Here is a 17,706-nt window from a genome sequence, read left to right on the forward strand (position 1 = left end):
AGAATATCGCGGGCGGCCGACAGATTCGCGGTGGTCGGGTCAGCCCGTCCCCGATGAGTTACCCATGTGCTCACGAAATCGGTTGTCGACTCGGCATGCACGTGGCTGGTCGAGTTGGTCGGTTGCGGACTACCCGTCGAGCCAGCCGTGCTGGTCGGCGAAGGCGGTGAGCCGGTCGCGGATGGTGAGGATCTCGCCGGCCGTCAGGGCCGGGCTGGCATCCAGCAGCAGTTCGGTGATGAGCCGCTTGTGCTCGGTCGCCGAGAGCTGACCGGAATTCTTGTCCTTCTTGTGGCGCGTAAGGGGGATGGCCGGTTGACCGCCGACAATGCTGAGGTTGATCGCCTTCGGCCCGCGATCGCCCTCGGTGACATCGAATTCGAACACTCTGCCCTGGCGTAGTTCGTCCTCGTCCAACCCGATGTCGTTGACGTGTACGAACACATCGGGCCCGCCATCCTCGGGCCGAATGAATCCGAATCCCCGAGAGCTGTCGAACGACACCAATTTCCCGATGGACACCAACACCCGCTCCTCGTCGCCGTCGCGCTACTGGGTCACTTTAACCCTCGTTATCGCATCCGTTGCGGGAAAACGTCTTTTGCCGGGCGGCCGCGGCGGCGGTATCACCGCCTGCGCGTTGAAATCGCAACGGATCGAATGGAACCGGTCCGAAATCGCGACGATCCCCGGTTCAAGACGCCCACTTGCCGCGCACCGCCTCGAACACATTCGCGGCGGGATCGGCGGTGATCTGATCGGAATCGGTGTCGTAGTCGTACAACTCGGCGTAGCGGCCCCAGTCGATGGCCAGGTCGAGCTGGCGGCGTGCGTCGTCGGGCGAGAAGCCGCGGCGCAGCAGGTCGAGGAAGAAGGAGGCGCGCAGCGAGCCGTCGCGGGATCCGGTGAGCCCCTTGCAGATGGTGCGGACCAGGGGCGCGCGGTGGCGGGCCTGTTCGGCGAAGATCTGCTTGGATTCCTGAATATCGGCGGTGACGAAGCGGGCGCCGATATCGGTGAGGATCAGGTCGCCGGATTCGACGGTGATGAAATCGAGCATGGCGGCGGCGTCGACGAGCGGCAGCAGATCGTCGATCTCGAAATTCAGCTCGTCGGCGATATCCGGCAGATCGGCGCGACCGCCCTTGGCGTACACCAGCTCGACCAGACCCGCCAGCCCGCCGACCGAGGCCTCCGGCAGCGGCTGCGCGGTGGGGGTGGCCTTATCCGGTTCCGGCACAACGGGTTCGGTATCGCGACCGGTGAGCAGTCCGTAGATCTGATCGACCAGCGATTCGAACCAGGGCGCCCGCCGGTCGCGCGGACGCGCGTGCGGCACCGGCACTTCGGCGATGATGCGGCCGGGATTCGAGCCGAGCACCAGCACTCGGTCGGCGAGCAGCACGGCCTCCTCGATATTGTGCGTGACGATGCACACCGATTTGGTCGGGAAATCGTCGGTGGCCCACAGGTTCACCAGCTCGGTGCGCAGATTCTCGGCGGTGAGCACGTCGAGCGCGGAGAACGGCTCGTCCATCAGCAGCAGATCCGGCTCGAGCACCAGCGCCCGCGCGAATCCGACCCGCTGCCGCATACCGCCGGAAAGCTCCTTGGGATAAGCGGTTTCGAAGCCGTCGAGGCCGATCATGTCGATCGCGGCCAGCGCCCGCCTGCGCCGCTCGGCGGGCGGCACGTTGCGTGCGGCCAGCCCGAGCTCCACATTGTCCTGGACGGTCAGCCACGGCATCAGCGCGAAGGACTGGAATACCAGCGCCGCACCGGGATTGGCGCCGTTGAGCAGTCCGCCGCGGTAGCGCACCTGTCCGTCGGAGGGTGCGATGAGCCCGGCGATGATGCGCAGCAGGGTCGACTTGCCGGAGCCGGAACGCCCGAGCAGCGCGACGATTTCACCGCTGCGCAGCTGCAGATCGATACCGTCGAGCACGCGCAGCTCATCGCCCGCCGCGCCGGTGAACCGCTTGCCGACGCCCGCGATATCGAGCAACACCTCGCCGGTGGTGGTCGTTGCCGTCATGTGAGACCTCCTGTCGAACGAAAATGCTTGGCGAACAGCCCGATTCGCGCGGTCACAGCGAGTACCGCCGCTGTGCGAGCGCGTAGAGCCTGCGCCAGAAGACCCGGTTGATGACGACGACGAAGATGCTCATGACGAGCACCCCGATGAGGATGCGCGGCGAATCACCGGCCGTGGTGGCCTGTTTGATATAGGAGCCGAGTCCGGCGGCGACCAGCGTGGTCGACCCGTACTCCACCACCTCGGCCACGATGGACGCGTTCCACGCCCCACCGGCGGCGGTGATGCCGCCGGTGACGTAGCTGGGGAAGATGGCGGGCAGAATCAGCCTGCGCCACCACAGTTTTCGTGGCAGCTGCAGGTTGGCGGCGGCCTCGCGCAGATCGTTGGGCACCGCGCTGGCGCCGGCGATGACGTTGAACAGGATGTACCACTGCGCGCCGAGCGCCATGAGCAGCACACAGGCCCAGTTCAAACTCGCGCCGCTCCACACCAGAACGGCCGCGACGAGTGGGAACAGGAAGTTGGCCGGGAAGCTGGCCAGCACCTGAACCACGGGCTGCGCGAGCCGGGACACCTTGGGGTTCAACCCGATCCAAACGCCGATCGGCACCCAGACCGCGGTCGCGAAGATCAGCAGCACCACCACCCGCAGCAGGGTGATGAAGCCGAGCCCGAAGGCGTGCAGCACCTCGCCGAAGCCCGCGGTCGACGCGATATAGGTGACGACCCGGTATGCGCCCCAGACGATTCCGGCCGCGATCACCGCCGCGAAGACCATATCGCCCGCCCTGCGGCGCGCCGGTGAGGTGCGCAGCGGATGTTCGGCCAGCCCGAAGACGCTCATCACCCGGTCCACCGGCGCGACGACCGGGCCGAGCACCCGGCCGAGCAGCGTCGGAATGGTGGAGCGGCGCAACAGGTTCAGCACCAGGCTGCGCGGCGCCTCGGCCGCCTCCGACTCCTCGACCCGGAACCGCTCGGCCCATGCGGTGAGCGGGCGCCAGAAGAAGAAGTTCACCCCGACGACCATGACGATCATCACGCCGATCGCGATGAACACCTTGCCGAGATCCTTGTCGGCGCTGGCCGTCGCCACGAAGGAGCCGATGCCGGGCAGCGCGAAATTATTGTTGTTCACGCTGATCGCCTCGGAGGCGACGAGGAAGAACCAGCCGCCGCCGAAGCTCATCATGCCGTTCCAAACCAGCGGGATCATCCCGCTCGGCGCGTCCACCCGCCAGAATCGTTGCCAGCGCGACAATCTCAGGTTGCGCGCGGCCTCGTCGAGTTCGCGCGGCTGGGCGATGAGACTGTAGTAGAAGGCGAAGGTCATATTCCACGCCTGCGCGGTGAAGATCGCGAAGATCGACGCGCATTCCAGGCCCAGCTGCGATCCGGGGAACAGCGCGATGAACCCGGAGACGGTGATGGACAGGAAGCCGAGCACCGGCACCGACTGCAGAATGTCCAAGGCGGGCAACATGATCAGCCGCGCCCGCCGCAGCCGGGCGGCGGCCGTCGCGTAGACGAAGGTGAATACGATCGAGAGCGCGAGCGCCGCGAACATCCGCAGCAGCGAGCGCGCCGCATAGTAGGGCAGCTCCGAGATATCGGTGGAAACCGTTGCGGGAGCGGTGTTCGCGTCGAACGGCACGGCGGCGCCCGCGGACAGTCGCACGATCACATAGACGAGCACCGCGGCGCCGGTGAACACCACGGCATCGGCGATCCTGGCGCGCGGGCGGTCGAGCGCGTCGCGGGAGGGGTAGGAGCGCAGCAGCGTCATGCCTGGGACCCGCCCGCCTTCTCGTTCACCGAGGTGTGCCAGCCGACGCTGGTCACCGACGGTTCCAGGCTGAGCCTGCTCACCGCGGATTCCATCTGCCGGTCGTCGCGCTGATCGCCGACCAGTTCGGCGCGCACCTCCACCCGGCCGGGTTTATCGGTATTCGCGCTCGACACCGAGACCAGGCGGAAATCGGTGCGGGTCAACGCCTGTACCAGCAATGCGCGCACATGTGCCTCGTTGTCGTCGTTGGTCACCGCGACGAATACATAGCTGGCGGCCTGCTCCTCGGTGGATACCGGATTGCGGTCGACGGCCCGGCCCGCGGCCCGCAGCGCGATATTCACCGCGACCACCGCGACGGTGCCCGCGAGCGCGGTGCTGTACATGCCCGCACCGGCCAACGCGCCGACCGCGGCCGAACACCACAGTGTGGCAGCGGTATTCAGCCCGCGCACGTTGAGCCCGTCGCGGATGATCACACCGGCGCCGAGAAAGCCGATGCCGGAGACGATTTGGGCGGCCACCCGGGTGGGGTCCGCATCGTTGCCCTGGAAACCGTTGGCGGACAACAACACGAACAGGGTGGCGCCGGCGGCCACCAGGGCATTGGTACGCAGTCCGGCACCGCGGGCGCGGTACTGGCGTTCGAAACCGATCGCGGTACCGAGGCCGACGCCGGTGAGCAGCCGCAGCACCATTTCGACTGTTGACATGACGCTTTCTCCCGAATGATGTGCGCACCGTCGAAACAGCAGATTACGGGCGGGTATGCGCCCCGTCGCGAGCTACGAAGGTGTCGCCAGGTGAATTGTTGGCAAACAGGGATCTGGGACTATCACCGCCGGTCATCCGGCTCACCTCCTCAAAAACTTCCGATCGTGCCGCGCGCTTGTCGATCATGGTGGTCGCGTGCGCCTACCGTATCCGAGGAACGGGAAATCTCGACGAACGCTTGACGGCTTCCTCGTAAGACCTTTGGCACTGCACGGCGTGAACCCGGGGATGGGAGCCAATCGGAGTCACCCCTTAGGCCGGGGAGACCTGTCCTGACCCGGGGCGTCTCTCGACGTTCGGGGTCGCTGGCCTGTATCCGTGCAGGAGCCTCAGCGAACGATGAGCACCTTGCGTCAGCGAGTAAACACCCCGCCGCGTGTCATGGCAAATCGGGGGCCTGGTCCTGGTACAGAGCGCGATAGATGGTGAGCGTCGCGACGTAGTGGTCGACGATCTGATCCCGGCTCGCCCGCAGCGAGCCGTTCAGCCAGGCCGAGAACATGCCGGCATTGCCGCTTGCCATGGTGACCGCGGCCAGCCTGCGCCGCACCGGATCCTGGATGTGCGCGAACAGGTGGTCCTGCATCAACCGGGTGAATACCGGCATCACCGCGATGGTCGTCTGCCCGAGCCCGGTGCTGGAATAGGGCTCGACCAGGAACAGTCGGGATTTGCGCGGGTCGGCCAGCACCTTGTCGACCAGGATCTCCGAGAGCTGCCGGTCCCGCGCCGGATCGTCGGTGGCCGCGAAGGCCGTCATCGGCGCCAGGAACTCGTCGGCGACCTGCCGGTACAGCACGTCGAGCAGTTCGTCGCGGCTGGCGAAGCTCTCGTAGAAATAGCGGTCGGTCAGGTTGGATCTGCGGCAGACCGCGCGCATGGTGACCCCGCTCGCGCCGGATTCCCCGATCAGGTCGAGCGCGGCCTCCAGCAGCGCGGCCCGGCGGGCCTCCCTGCGCTCGGTGAGCGTGGTCCCACCCCAGATGCGGGGACCCCCGTCGGCTGAATCCTGACCTGTCTGCACTCGCCTACATTAAGGCCCTGTATCGACCGGACTTCGAGACAGGGCCTGGCGCGCCGACCGAACCTCTCGTCAGGACGGCACCACGCAGGCGGGGCCGAGGTTGATGCCGGTGCCGACGGCCACGCTGGTCTGCACGTATTCGCCGGTGCTGCGGACCGCGTAGAGGGTGTGGTTGCCGGGGACGGCGGGCCGCCAGGTGGCGGTGACCGAACCGGAGTCGGAGACGGTGACCCAGCCGGACGGGTCGAAACTGCCGGTGGGGTCGAAGAATCCGATGACGTCACCCGGTGTCGCGTTGGCGGTGGCGGTGTAGCTGCAGCCGGTGCCGTACTGCGACGAGCTGCCGAAGCTCATCCCGGGGGTGATGGTGATCGAGGTGACGGCGGCGGGCGCGGCGGGTGCGGTACACACCAGCGCGGCGCCGACAGCGCCGACGGTGGTCAGGGTGGCGGCGACGGTCTTCTTCGACGGAAGCAGCATGGTGCATCATCTCTTTCGAGTCCGATGGAGCGAATACCCGCGCATGACATCCTGCGCTAGTGCGCCAGTCTGCGCGAGCCGTGGCCGGGACACGCGCGGAATGACATTTCCCGTACCCGTCGACTCATGTCCCGCTCTCCATCGGCAAACCGGCGTCGCGCCAGGCGACGACGCCGCCGGACAGGCTGGCCGCGTCGTATCCCGCCCGCCGGGCCAGTGCGGCGTAGCGCGTCGAGAGCTCGCCCACCGGGCAGACGAAGACCACCGGCCGCGATTTCGGGAACGGGATGCCCTGGACGAACATTTCGTCGAGCTGATCGTCGCGGATGTTCACCGCGCCGGGCACATGCGCGATCCGGTAGGCCATGGCGCCGCGGGTGTCCACGATCGTCGGCCTGCCGATGCGGTCCAGCTCGGCCAGTTCGACGGGCGAAAGTGCCGGTGTCGCGGCCAGTTCCGCGGTGGTGGGCACCGCGCGGCGGTCGGCCCGGCCGAACAGTTCCGGCCTGCGCTTCTTGATATAGGACAGGTACGGTTCCAGCCGGTCGCACACGATGAATACCGCGACCACCGGATCGTCGGCGGAGCGTCCCGAAAGATCCAGTGCGCCAAGGTAATCCAATGCGGCGGCATAGCTGGCGCCGCTGGTGGGCCCGGCCAGGACGCCGTAGCCGGTGGCGAGCGCGAGCGTCGCGTCGATGGCGCGGCCCGCCTCCACCGTGACGATCCGGTCGTAGAAATCGGGCTGGAAAAGCCCGACCTCCCACATCTCGTTCTCCGTCCGGATGCCGGGTATGAAGTCGGCCCGCTCGGAAACCACCGCGACGGTGCGCAATTCGGGATTGTGCTTGCGCAGGTAGGTGGCGGCGCCGCGGGTGGACCCGGTGGTGCCGAGACCGCCGATCAAATAGTCGACCCTGGTGATGCCGTCGGCGGACAGATCCTCGTGGATCTCGCGGCCGGTGCCGTGATAGTGCGCCTCGACATTCTTCTCGTTGGTGTACTGCGACGGATGATGGTACGCGCCCGGCTCCTTCGCCATCGTCGCCTCGATCACCGAATACACGTCATTGGGCGTCGTCGGGTCGGGGCATTCGGAAAGCCCTGGCAGTTCGACGATTTCGGTGCCGAACAGCTGTAACAGATCGCGTACCTCGGCCACCTTGATCCGGTTGGTCACCGCGCGCAGCCGGATCCCGTACATGGCGCCGAGGATGCGCAGCGCCTTTGCGGTATTGCCGCTGGACGCCTCGATCAGCGTCTGTCCGCAGGCCCGGATCGCCTCGATCTCGTCCCGGATCATGCCCCAGGCCACCCGGTCCTTGACCGAGCCGAAGGGGTTGTGCGACTCCAGTTTCGCGTAGAGCCGCACGCCGTCGAGCTGATGCACGCCCGGATCCAGGTGCAGCAGGGGAGTGTTGCCGATCAGATCGGTGATGTCGTCGTAGCGCGTCACGGTGCCTCGGTGGGTCGGCGGGGCAGCGGCGGGCGCCGCGGTGGCAGCCGGCGCGGTGGCGGGACGCCGACCGGAATCAGCGGCTCGTAATCGTAATCGCGGTATACCTGGAAGCTGCCCGCACGGTGCGCGACAGCGAGTTTCAGCGGGACCGGATGCATGGACGCGGTCGCCGCCGACAAATCCATGTGGTAGGCGGCGGTATTCGGGAACACCACCACATCACCGGGACTCGGGCATTCCGGCAGCCAGACCTTGTGATTGGTGATCAGGTCGCGCTCCAGGCACAGGCGGCCCGCGAAATACACACCGACGGAACGGGTTTCGGGCACCGGGCGCAGGGCGGGGTAGGTGTCGCCCGCCTGTGCGGGCCGAACGCCGTCACGGCCCGCGACCACCGGCACATGCGCGCCGCGGGTCAGCACCAGCGGATCCACCATCACCTCCTGGTCGGCCGGGGTCACCGCATCCCGGCTGAGGTCGACGTTGACGAGCACGCTGCCATCGGGGAGCTCCTTGGTGCACTCCACCCGCGCCACCGTCAGCCCGGCATGATCGACCAGCGACTTACCCGGCTCCAGCCAGATCTCCAGCATGTTGTCCGCGGCCACCTGGGCGACGGTGCGTCCCCCGTGCCGCTCCAGCGGCGCGGTGAGCAACTCCTCCAGCATCCTGTTGGCCGGGACGGTATTGGCGTACTTGTGGAACACCGGCGTGCCGCGAACGACGCCACCGTCGATGTGATAGCCGAAGGTGTTGTCGCCCCAGCTCATTCGCTCGCCGCGGCCGAGCAGCGATTCGCGCAGCGCGTGCACGTAGCCGTCGAAGCGGGCGCCGTCGGCGGTGAACACCTGGCGTAGCCCGCCGCCGATATCGAGCACCGATGGCGCCAACCCGTGCCCGTACGCCTCCTCGACCAGTTCCAGGCAGGTCTCCAGCGCGCGGATCCGCTCGGCCTGCTCACCGGAATCGATATGAAAGGCGAAGCCGAGGAAGTTGATTCGGCGGCGATGCGCCGAAAGCAGATCGAATGCGCGGTCCAGATGCGCGACCGGCACGCCGAACCGGCTCACCTGCGCCTCCGGGAATCCGGAAACCCGCAGCAGCACCGGCACTTTCGCGCGGTCGCCGGCCAACTCGGTGACCCGGCGCAGCTCCCACAGATTGTCCACGTTGATGGTCGCGCCGCAGTCGACCAGATCCCGCAGGAACGATTCGCCCTTGGGTCCGGTCACCTCGATGCGCATCGGGCCGAAGCCGGCGCCGACCGCGCTGGCCAACTCCTGCGGCGAGGCCACATCGATGGCGATACCGGCGTGCTCGGCGGTGCGGACGAAGGATCTGGCCTGATTGACCTTGTGCGCGTAGCAGATTCGGTGCCGCGACAGGTGCCGGTCCAGCACCGTGCGCAGTTGTTTGAGGTTCTCGGCGTACACCTGCGGGAAGATCAGGTGCACCGGCGAGCCGAAGCGGATGAGGGTCTCCTCGACGGCGCCCCTGGTATCGAGGAACGCCCGCACCAGCGGATGGATCTTCGCGGGTAGAGCGGGTAGCGGTGCCGTCATACCGCGGTTTCCGTTTGCTGATGCGGCTTTTCGGCGACCGGGTTGTAGCCGCCGTCACGGATGGCCTCGAAGGCCCGCGCGCGGTTGCGCGGGCTGCGGAATTCGGCGACCACCCGCTTGCTGAGCAGATCGATCTCGGCCACCCGGATGCCCATGGACTCCAGCACGCCGCCGATGGTGCGCACACAGTGCTTGCAGTTCATATCCGGCACGTAGAACACCCGGTCCTCGGCGGTCGCCGCGTCGTCCGGCAGTGCGTCGAGATCCGTTCGTATTTGCGTGATTTCGCATTTGTCCGCGATCTCACTGAACAGCGGGACGAAGACGTCGACCACCACGGGAAGGATGCTGTAGTGCCTGCCGCCGAGATGGTGCGGCATGGCGGCCAGGCAGGCGGGGCGGGTGCCGGGTGGCAGCAGCGCGTACTGGCGGGAGATCAGGTCCAATTCGTCGTGGTACTTGGCGATCGCCTCGGCGACGCTGAGTTTTTCGGACTTGAGCGCGCGGCGCATGACGTTGTGCGCGTCCTCGATCGTGTTGTCCTTCATGGCCCGCAGCGTCGCGACGGTTTCGGCGGTGTAGCGCACGGTTCCGTCGGGCTGCGCGGCGAGCCGCACCGGGATCATGCCGCGCCGGTAGGTGGAGGCCTGCAACTCCCAGTACCAGCGGGTGGCGACGGCGGCGAAGATGCCGGATTCCTGCATGCCCCTGCCGAATTCGACCGCGGACCGGTACGGCGTCTGCCTGGCCAGCAGGGCGTGCTGGGCCAGTGCGCGCCCGGTGGCTTCGATGCCGACGCGGAAGATCTCCAGTGGGTCGTGGTCGGTGGTCGTGCCGTCGAGCACCGCGTGCTCGCGCGGCCCGAGTGCGGAAATGCGCTCCGACAGAGCGGTATTCGCGGTGATGGCGTGCCAGAGCGCCAGCACGGTCTCGCGCGTGGCGATGGGCACGAGCGGGCCGAGGCCGTCGGCGCGGTAGTGGCCGGTGTTCGGCACACCGTCGCTGTCGGTCCAGGTGATCCGGTGGGTGGCGCTGGTGATCTGGTCCGGGCGGCACGGCCGCATGAAGCGTTCCAGGTACAGCCGCTGGGAGAGGGTGAGGTGGCTGTTCGGCTCGGAATGCAATGCGGCGCTTGTATATTCGATCCGCCGCTGGCCACCCGCCACGAGCGGCGTCGCGAACAGCCCCGGCTCGGCGAGTCCGGCAAGCACCCGGGACGCGGCGCGCCGGTCGTAACGCGGTGGGGTGTCCAGCCGCCCACCACCCTTCTCCGAATCATCGCGCGATGCAGGCCCACCCGTCACTCGACCACCACCACTCCCGAGATCGCTGCGTGATGCCAGCCCACCCGTCTCCTGGCCACCACCCCTCCCGGAATCGCTGCGCGATGCTGTGTTCACTGGACCTCCTGCGCGATCGTGGAAACGCATGCGACGAAACGATCGATCTCGTCGGATGTGTTGTAGATATGCGTGCTGACCCGCACCGCATCGATACCGGGTTCGTGCGGCCGGTGCGGCAGGCACTGGGCTCCGGTGCGCACCAGGAAGCCGAATTCGCCGAGGACGAAACCCAGATCGGTCGCGGAGATGCCGTCGAGGGTGAACGACACGATGCCGTAGCCGGTGGCGCAGGACGCGTATCCGGGCCCGGGCAGGAACTCCAGGCCCGGTATCGGGCGCAGCCCCTCGATGAGCGCGAGCGTGAGATCCCGGTTGTGCCGGGCGATTTCGGCCAAACCGAACTCGTCGAGCACATCCAGCGCCGCACCGAGGGCGAGGATGCCGGGTATGTTCTGGGTGCCGCCCTCGAGCAGCCCGGGCATGTCCGACGGGATCAGATCCGAATCGGCAACAACCACACCGGAATTCCCGCCGGGCAGGAACGGGTCCAGCCGATCGTGGACCCGCCGGTGGCAGTAGAGGACGCCGGTGCCGGGCGCGCCGAACATCTTGTGCGCGGCGAAAACCGCGAAGTCGGCCCGTAATTCGGTGACGTCCACCGGAAGATGACCGCCGCTCTGACTACAGTCGAAGCAGAGCAGCACCTCGGGGTCGAGCTTTCCACGCAGCTCTTCCAGGGTGCTGAGCCCGCCGAAGACGTGGTGCAGATGGCTGGCCGTGATGAGCCGGGTACGGGGCGTTACCTTGGCGAGGATATCGGCGGTATCGGCCTCGCCGAGGCCGTCGACCCGGTAGGGCACCAGCGTGATCCGCCGCCCGAACCGGCCGAGCAGCGTGCGCAGGTACAGCCACGGATGCACGTTCGACGCGTGATCGGTTGGGCTGTAGAGGATTTCGTCACCTTCGGCGAGATTCGCCAGCCCCCAGGAGAGTGCGACGGCATTGAGCGCCGCGGTGGCGCCGCCGGTGAAGACGATCTCGTCGGGGTGGGCGGCGCCGACGAATCGCGCGGTGTGCGCACGGATTCCGGCGATGCGCTCGGTGAGCGCGGTGGCCCACGGATAGGTGCCGCGCCCGGCATTGGCCGTGCGTGAGCCGTGGTACTGCTGCACGGCCTCGATGACCGGCAGCGGTTTCTGGGTGGTGGCGGCGCTGTCGAGATACACCTCGGTGCCCTCGGTGAGCGCGGGGAACAGGGCCCGCATCGCCGAAACCGAGGGCGCCGATGGCCGGGTGACCGCACAAGACCGCAAGGTAACGCTCCCCTCAGAGGATGCGCTGGACCTCACCAACGATACGCACATTCTGTTTGACGTTCGAACATTTCACGCCCGCAACATCTTTCGCGCGTCCCGCGGGGATCGGCAGGGGCGGTGCGGGCGAACACCGTTCAGTACTGGCCCTGGACGTATTCGACCAGGTGCTGGCGCTCGAAGGTCAGCTCGGAGATGGCGCTCTTCACCACGTCGCCGATGCTGACGATGCCGACCAGCCGGTTGTCGCGCACCACCGGCAGATGCCGGATTCGATGCTCCGTCATGATGTTGCGCAGCCCGTCGACGCGGTCGTCGGGATCGCAGGTGCGCACGGCGGCCGTCATGATCTCGGCGACCGGCCGATCGAGTAGTGCCGCACCGCGCCGATGGAGGTTGCGCACCACGTCGCGCTCCGAGACGATGCCGGCGATCCGGCTGCCGTCCGGTGAGACCACCACCGCGCCGATATTGTGCTCGGCGAGCGTGCCGAGCAGGCTCTGTACCGTTGTCTCGGGCGTGACCGTCGCGACGGCGCTGCCCTTTCTCCGTAAGATCTCCGCGATTCGCATATTCGTCACCAATCCGCACGGCCCCCGGCAGATTCAGGATCGCAAAGTTCACCCGGGCGTGACCAGCACGAATCCGTTACAGGCTGGACGACCGCCGCGATCACCACCCGAAATGGGGCGGGCGCCGTATAGGGGACTCGGTGGATCCGGCCCGGCAAAAGGCATTTCACATCTATGACACGCCCGGTGTAACGGAAACGAACCCGAATTGTGCGCGGCGCTATACGAAATTGCGACCCGATGGGTTACAGTCCACGAGATCCGTTGTGTGCCTGCGTTTTACCGGGGTGACCCGGTCGTAACCGATTATTCGTCGTCCAAACCGGCCGACAGGTATGCGGCGGCGGCGAGCCATTGCCTGCATTGCGGACCGTGCACCTCGTGGGTGCGCAGAATCTCGCGAGCCTGCCGGTAGGTGAGTACCGGAGGTTCGCTGGCGCAGTCCGAAACAGGTAAATCAGGCACCGCGCGCAGGCACACGGGGTCGGCGCCGGTGCCGTCGACGATGACGGACCGACTGGGAGTTCGAAATGCTTGGCTCATCCGACCGCCCTCGCTGGTACCTGCCCTGGGGTGCGATGTCGGCTCGAACTCCCTTTGCATCGCCCCTGATTTCGATTCCGAGTTTAGGCGTTTGTCGCTTACAGATGCAAGTACATTTGCACGAACGACCAACAGGTATGTAATAGGACGGGCAATCATTCAGTCATCGAGCGACACTGTGTCGCTTCATTTTTGAAAATAGACCCTACGGTTTGCGAGCAACCGCGCCGAATGCCGCCAATGGCCGAATCGCATCAACCCGCGCGGACTCGGTACGCCATTCATCGATCGGTACGAATCCCGGTTCGACGAGTTCCAGTCCGTCGAATGCGGCGCGGATCTCGGCGCGATCGCGCGGGATATAGGGGACGCCGCCGGTTTCGGCGTAGCGGTCACACATCATCACGTACGTTTCACTATCGGTGGTGCCGTCCCATAGCGCGAGGTAACTCCCGGACGGGACCGCGTCCAGCACGGTATGAACAACGCGCAGCGCGTCGTCGTAGGTGTTGGCGTGGCCGAGCACGCCGAGCAGCAGAATTCCGACCGGTTGGTTGAAATCAAGGGTGCTACGCGCATCGGCGATGATCTGTTCCGGCGCATGGAAATCCGTGTCGGCGAAGGTGATCGCGCCCGCGGGGCCGCCGTGTGCCAGCGCCCGCGCATGCGCGAGGACGAGCGGGTCGTTATCCACGTAGACGATCTTGGATTCCGGCGCGACGGCCTGCGCGACCTCGTGCGTATTGCGCCCGGTCGGCAGGCCGGTGCCGATATCGAGGAACTGCCGGATGCCCGCCTCGGCCGCGAGGTGGTGCACCACCCGGATCAGGAACTTCCTGGAATGGACGGCGGTGGCGAGGATATCGGGGTAGATGCCCGCGGCGACATCGCCGGCGATCTGGTCGATTTCGTAATAGTCCTTGCCACCCATCCAGTAGTTCCAGATGCGCGCGGAATGCGGGATGTCCGTCCGGATGAGGGGTCTGTCGTCGTCGCGCATCGGACGGCTCCTTGGCGAGTGCGGTTGGCCGGTCGCGCGGAGGCCGGTGCGGCCGATCTGCGGTGTGACACTACAAGGTTCGGGTCGGCGCCGGGTGGCGGATTCCGGACTCGACCTCGGATTTTCGCTGCTGTCCTGGAACGAATCCCGCTTCGTACCAACGGGTCTGAATTATCCGCCCCATGCGCCGCGCGTTCATGCTATCGTCCATCTGTCGGTGCAAATGCAAGAACATTTGAGTGTGCATCTGCAAAACCGACCCCTTCAAGAACTGGTCTGCCACATGGCGAAACCGAGGAGTGGGAAATGTCGGACAAAACGGCGAACGAAGTCCTGGGAACGTGGCGTAAGAGCACGTTCAGCAATCCGAGTGGTAACTGTGTAGAGGTCGCCGAGGCGACCAATGGCCTGGTGGCCGTGCGCAACTCGCGCGAGCCCGAAGCCGGCGTACTGTTCTACACCCGTCCGGAAATCGATGCATTTGTTCGCGGCGCGAAGGCTGGAGAGTTCGACGACCTGACTAGCTGAGCGGTAACATAAGCGATCGGTGCGGTGTGTTTCGCGACAGGTGGTTGTGACACACTGTGGGCAACCCCAGAGTATCGGAGACGAACTCAATGATCGCTGAACCGGATGACGAAGGCCGTGTGCAGTCAGTTATCGCGGAACGTGGCCCGACGGTGCTACGTATCGCCCTTGGCGGGCAGCTGCGTAAGCTCCGCGAGAGTAAGGGCATAACCCGTGAGGCGGCCGGTGATGCCATCCGTGGTTCCCACGCGAAAATCAGCCGTCTGGAACTGGGCCGCACCGGATTCAAAGAACGCGATATCCGCGACCTGTTGACCCTGTACGGGGTCAACGAGCCCGAGGAACGGGAGTCGTTCCTCGAGCTCGCACGGCAGGCGAACGAACCAGGCTGGTGGCATCGCTACAGCGATCTGCTGCCGTCCTGGTTCGGGACCTACCTCGGTTTGGAACAGGCGGCCAGCAAGATCCGCACCTATGAGGCCCACCTGATTCCCGGCCTGCTGCAGACGCCCGATTACGCACGGTCGGTCGTCTCGCTCGGCTACGAGGATGCCGATAACGACCGGCGCGTCGAGGTTCGCGCCAAGCGGCAGGAGATCCTGCACCGCGTCGATCCGCCGGTGGTGTGGGCGGTGATCGACGAGGCGGCGCTGCATCGCCACGTCGGCGGTCCCGGTGTGCATCGGGAACAGCTCGAGCATCTGATCGAGCTGGCCAAGTTGCCTCACGTGACGATTCAGGTCCTGCCATATTCCGCGGGCGAACACGCCGCGGCGGGCAGCTCGTTCACCATTCTGCGGTTCGCCGAGACCGAGCTGCCGGACATCGTCTACCTCGAACACCTGACCAGCGCACTGTATTTGGATCGCAGGCAGGATCTCGCGCTGTACCTGTCGGTGATGGACCGGCTGAGCGTGCAGTCCGAGCGTCCTGACCGTTCGGTCGAGATTCTGGCCGAGTACGCCAAACAGCTCTGAGCGGTCGGCGTGTTCGCCGCCGTTCGGGCGCGCCGTGTGTTCGAGCCCGTCAAGTGTTCGAGCCGCGCAGCATTTCTGCTGCGCGGCTCGCGTATGCGCGCGACGCCCGCAAGGGACGCTGCGGCAGTAGGGATTTGGCGGCTACTGCCGAATGCAGCCGGACGCGATGCGCCAGAAGGTGGCGGGTTGCAAGGCGTGGAAGTCCCAATCGTCCACGAATGCGTGCGCCGTGCTGACGATGCGGTCGATATCGAAGTCGTGGCGGGTGGCCGCGCCGGTGGATTCGACGGCATCGATGACGAAGGCGACCGCGGCTGCCCGGTCGTGGACGGGCTCCCGGTGGTCGCGGGTCGACGGTGTGCTCATATCTGTACCGTTCACTGGATGGTCGGCCAGTGCGGCATCGGCATAGTCGAGCCGGCCGCCGGGAAGTGGTTGGTTCATGCGAACACCTCTGACGTCTGGCGACAGCAAACCCTTGGCTACAAAGGCCATTGGTTCGCCAGCGCGGCTTCCCCTGGTTGTCCCCTGTATGGCTCTGCCGGTTGAGTTTAGGTCTGAGCACCTTGCATTTGCAAGTACATCTGCACGATCGATTGCATTCGCGCAGACGAGGATTCGCATTCACCGAAATGCGCACGTACTATTCCGACTGGGCGGTTTGCCAATTGTCGCCTCAGCTGGCCAATAGGTGTTTTCGAGCCCTATGGGGACATAAACCGGGGACTGGTTGGCATCTTTTCGCCTGTGCGGCGCGGGAATTCACCGTCGGGGCGGCCACGCTACGAAATCACCCTTGGTACAGGATAACCGGCGACCATTCAGCTAATAATTCGCATTTCGTCAGGGGAGTCCGGCGACCGCCTGGTCAACCGGAGTTTCACCGGCGACGAGTTCCAGGGTGGCGCCGATGGTTCGGGGTGCGGTGAGGAGGTCGGCGACGATCACGGCAACATCCGCGCGGGCGATACTGCCCTGAAGCCGCTCGGCGCCGAGCCGGACGTGGCCGCCCGGCGTATCGACGAGTCGCCCCGGACGCAGGATCGTCCAGTCCAGATCGCGGGCCCGAAGATCCGCCTCGGCTTGGGTTTTCGCATCGAGATAGGCGGCCCACACCTCGTCGCCGCCCGGAGCCACCGGCAGGCCCGCATTGATGGTGGAGATCTGCACGAAGCGCCGGACACCGAGTTCCTCGGCGGCCGCGGCCAGCAGCACCGAACCACCCTTGTCCACCGCGTATTTGCGGGCCGCGCCGCTGCCCGGGCCCGCGCCAGCGGCGAAGACGACCGCGTCGGCGCCCTTCAACACCGCCTGCGCCTCGGCGGAGGTGCTGTGCTCGAGGTCGAACAGCACGGGAGTGGCTCCGGCCGCGGTGATTTCGGCCGAATGCGCCGGATTGCGGACGAGGCCGTCCACCCGGTGGCCGCGTTCGGCCAGCACCGCGGCGAGCAGCAGGGCGATTTTGCCGTGTCCGCCCGCGATGACGACGTGCATGTGGCACTCCCTTCCTGATTGGTTCGATTACTTTGGCGCGCAAAAGGGTTCAGCGGTCGCCGGGGTCCTGGCTGCCGCCGGGGTTGCACTGCGCCGCGACGGTGGCCTCGTAGCCGACGGCGGGCCGCCACGGCTCGAGATTCCAACTCTCCTTGTTCGGCACGACTATCCGCGCCCAGATCCAGTGGCAGACGAATTGGTCGCGCATGCCGGGTGTGTCGGCGTCGGGCGCCATGGCGAGCACCTCCTGCCAGGCGCGCTCGTCCGCACCGGGCCAGGTGGTTTCGCGGCCCGCGATGGTGGGATAGACGCGCAAACGGCGGCCGTCGCCGTCCTGGGTCCACGTGGTGTGGTCGACGAGCGGACGGCCCGCGTACGGATCGGCGGCCGGGGGAGTGGAAACCGTTGTGCCGGTTGCCGATTCGGTGGGGGAATCGGGCGTGGGCGACTGGACGCCCGGATCTCCCGCACAGGAGATCGGTGTGAGCGCGGCGGCGAATACGGACGCGGCGACCAGTGCCGCGCGGGGCGCACGCCCCTTCGGGATGCGGCGGCGGCTCGGGCCGGACGCGGGATGTCGATTCGCTGCGGTCAGTGCGGTGTCCTCCCTGTTCGTGTAGTCGAGCCTAGCTGGATATGTCACATGCGTACCAGACGGTCGACCCGGCGCGCGCCGAGGATGTGACCCGCCGGTAACCGACCAGTCGGCCGAAACTTGTGAGATCTCAAAAGAATCACGGCCGTGCCTGCCGCTCGATTCGGCGGTGCTCGAGGATTGTTCGCAACGTTGGACCGATCGAGAGGCTTTCG

At 66.4% G+C, this 17,706-nt stretch carries 18 protein-coding genes and 1 riboswitch; of the genes, 2 read left to right on the forward strand and 16 right to left on the reverse strand.

Features of this window, described 5'->3' with window-relative positions; genetic code table 11:
- Positions 1-129: 129 nt before the first annotated feature.
- The 13 genes from F5544_RS21200 to F5544_RS21260 all read right to left on the reverse strand — a co-directional run bounded on the left by F5544_RS21200 (position 130) and on the right by F5544_RS21260 (position 13,897).
- Positions 130-528, reverse strand: a complete 399-nt coding sequence (locus F5544_RS21200; RefSeq protein WP_167474805.1) for a cold-shock protein — start codon at positions 526-528, stop codon at positions 130-132.
- A 166-nt stretch (positions 529-694) separates the two neighbouring features.
- Entirely contained in the window at positions 695-2,035 is a 1,341-nt protein-coding gene (locus tag F5544_RS21205) for an AAA-associated domain-containing protein (RefSeq protein ID WP_167474806.1), read from the reverse strand.
- Between the two features lie 52 nt (positions 2,036-2,087).
- On the reverse strand, positions 2,088-3,824 hold the full coding sequence (locus F5544_RS21210; protein ID WP_167474807.1) for an ABC transporter permease: 1,737 nt from the start codon (positions 3,822-3,824) through the stop codon (positions 2,088-2,090).
- Positions 3,821-4,540, reverse strand: a complete 720-nt coding sequence (locus F5544_RS21215) for an MgtC/SapB family protein (RefSeq protein WP_167474808.1) — start codon at positions 4,538-4,540, stop codon at positions 3,821-3,823. Before F5544_RS21215 ends, F5544_RS21210 begins: the two co-directional genes overlap by 4 nt.
- Positions 4,541-4,780: 240 nt before the next feature.
- Positions 4,781-4,949, reverse strand: a riboswitch (M-box (ykoK) riboswitch).
- A 31-nt stretch (positions 4,950-4,980) separates the two neighbouring features.
- Complete coding sequence (locus F5544_RS21220) at positions 4,981-5,625, reverse strand: TetR/AcrR family transcriptional regulator (RefSeq protein ID WP_167474809.1); 645 nt, start codon at positions 5,623-5,625, stop codon at positions 4,981-4,983.
- Between the two features lie 69 nt (positions 5,626-5,694).
- Positions 5,695-6,105: a hypothetical protein gene (locus F5544_RS21225; protein ID WP_167474810.1), complete on the reverse strand. Its 411-nt coding sequence runs from the start codon at positions 6,103-6,105 to the stop codon at positions 5,695-5,697.
- 124 nt (positions 6,106-6,229) lie between these two features.
- Positions 6,230-7,561 (reverse strand): pyridoxal-phosphate dependent enzyme, encoded by a 1,332-nt coding sequence (locus F5544_RS21230; RefSeq protein ID WP_167474811.1) that lies wholly within the window; start codon positions 7,559-7,561, stop codon positions 6,230-6,232.
- Positions 7,558-9,126 carry a decarboxylase gene (locus F5544_RS21235; protein WP_167474812.1) on the reverse strand — a complete coding sequence of 523 codons (1,569 nt, stop codon included), beginning with the start codon at positions 9,124-9,126 and terminating at the stop codon, positions 7,558-7,560. Before F5544_RS21235 ends, F5544_RS21230 begins: the two co-directional genes overlap by 4 nt.
- Complete coding sequence (locus F5544_RS21240) at positions 9,123-10,430, reverse strand: heavy-metal-associated domain-containing protein (RefSeq protein ID WP_238847360.1); 1,308 nt, start codon at positions 10,428-10,430, stop codon at positions 9,123-9,125. Before F5544_RS21240 ends, F5544_RS21235 begins: the two co-directional genes overlap by 4 nt.
- A gap of 92 nt (positions 10,431-10,522) precedes the next feature.
- Complete coding sequence (locus F5544_RS21245; protein ID WP_238847361.1) at positions 10,523-11,734, reverse strand: aminotransferase class V-fold PLP-dependent enzyme; 1,212 nt, start codon at positions 11,732-11,734, stop codon at positions 10,523-10,525.
- A gap of 185 nt (positions 11,735-11,919) precedes the next feature.
- A complete protein-coding gene (locus tag F5544_RS21250; RefSeq protein ID WP_167474814.1) occupies positions 11,920-12,354 on the reverse strand; it encodes a CBS domain-containing protein in 435 nt (144 codons plus the stop codon).
- A 306-nt stretch (positions 12,355-12,660) separates the two neighbouring features.
- Positions 12,661-12,897, reverse strand: coding sequence for a hypothetical protein (locus F5544_RS21255; RefSeq protein ID WP_167474815.1), 237 nt, complete (start codon positions 12,895-12,897; stop codon positions 12,661-12,663).
- A gap of 205 nt (positions 12,898-13,102) precedes the next feature.
- A complete protein-coding gene (locus tag F5544_RS21260; protein ID WP_167474816.1) occupies positions 13,103-13,897 on the reverse strand; it encodes an SAM-dependent methyltransferase in 795 nt (264 codons plus the stop codon).
- A gap of 306 nt (positions 13,898-14,203) precedes the next feature.
- Here F5544_RS21260 and F5544_RS21265 point away from each other — a divergent pair, with 306 nt between their 5' ends.
- Both F5544_RS21265 and F5544_RS21270 read left to right on the forward strand, forming a co-directional pair.
- Positions 14,204-14,425 carry a DUF397 domain-containing protein gene (locus F5544_RS21265; RefSeq protein ID WP_167474817.1) on the forward strand — a complete coding sequence of 74 codons (222 nt, stop codon included), beginning with the start codon at positions 14,204-14,206 and terminating at the stop codon, positions 14,423-14,425.
- 89 nt (positions 14,426-14,514) lie between these two features.
- Complete coding sequence (locus F5544_RS21270; RefSeq protein ID WP_167474818.1) at positions 14,515-15,402, forward strand: helix-turn-helix domain-containing protein; 888 nt, start codon at positions 14,515-14,517, stop codon at positions 15,400-15,402.
- 141 nt (positions 15,403-15,543) lie between these two features.
- On the opposite strand, the gene F5544_RS21275 is transcribed toward F5544_RS21270, so the two are convergent.
- The 3 genes from F5544_RS21275 to F5544_RS21285 form a co-directional block, all read right to left on the reverse strand.
- Positions 15,544-15,846, reverse strand: a complete 303-nt coding sequence (locus tag F5544_RS21275) for a hypothetical protein (RefSeq protein WP_238847362.1) — start codon at positions 15,844-15,846, stop codon at positions 15,544-15,546.
- A gap of 399 nt (positions 15,847-16,245) precedes the next feature.
- Complete coding sequence (locus tag F5544_RS21280) at positions 16,246-16,896, reverse strand: NAD(P)H-binding protein (protein ID WP_167474820.1); 651 nt, start codon at positions 16,894-16,896, stop codon at positions 16,246-16,248.
- A 49-nt stretch (positions 16,897-16,945) separates the two neighbouring features.
- Positions 16,946-17,539, reverse strand: a complete 594-nt coding sequence (locus tag F5544_RS21285) for a DUF2599 domain-containing protein (protein ID WP_238847363.1) — start codon at positions 17,537-17,539, stop codon at positions 16,946-16,948.
- Positions 17,540-17,706 lie beyond the last annotated feature (167 nt).

It is taken from the genome of Nocardia arthritidis, assembly GCF_011801145.1.
Classification (GTDB): Bacteria; Actinomycetota; Actinomycetes; order Mycobacteriales; family Mycobacteriaceae; genus Nocardia; species Nocardia arthritidis_A.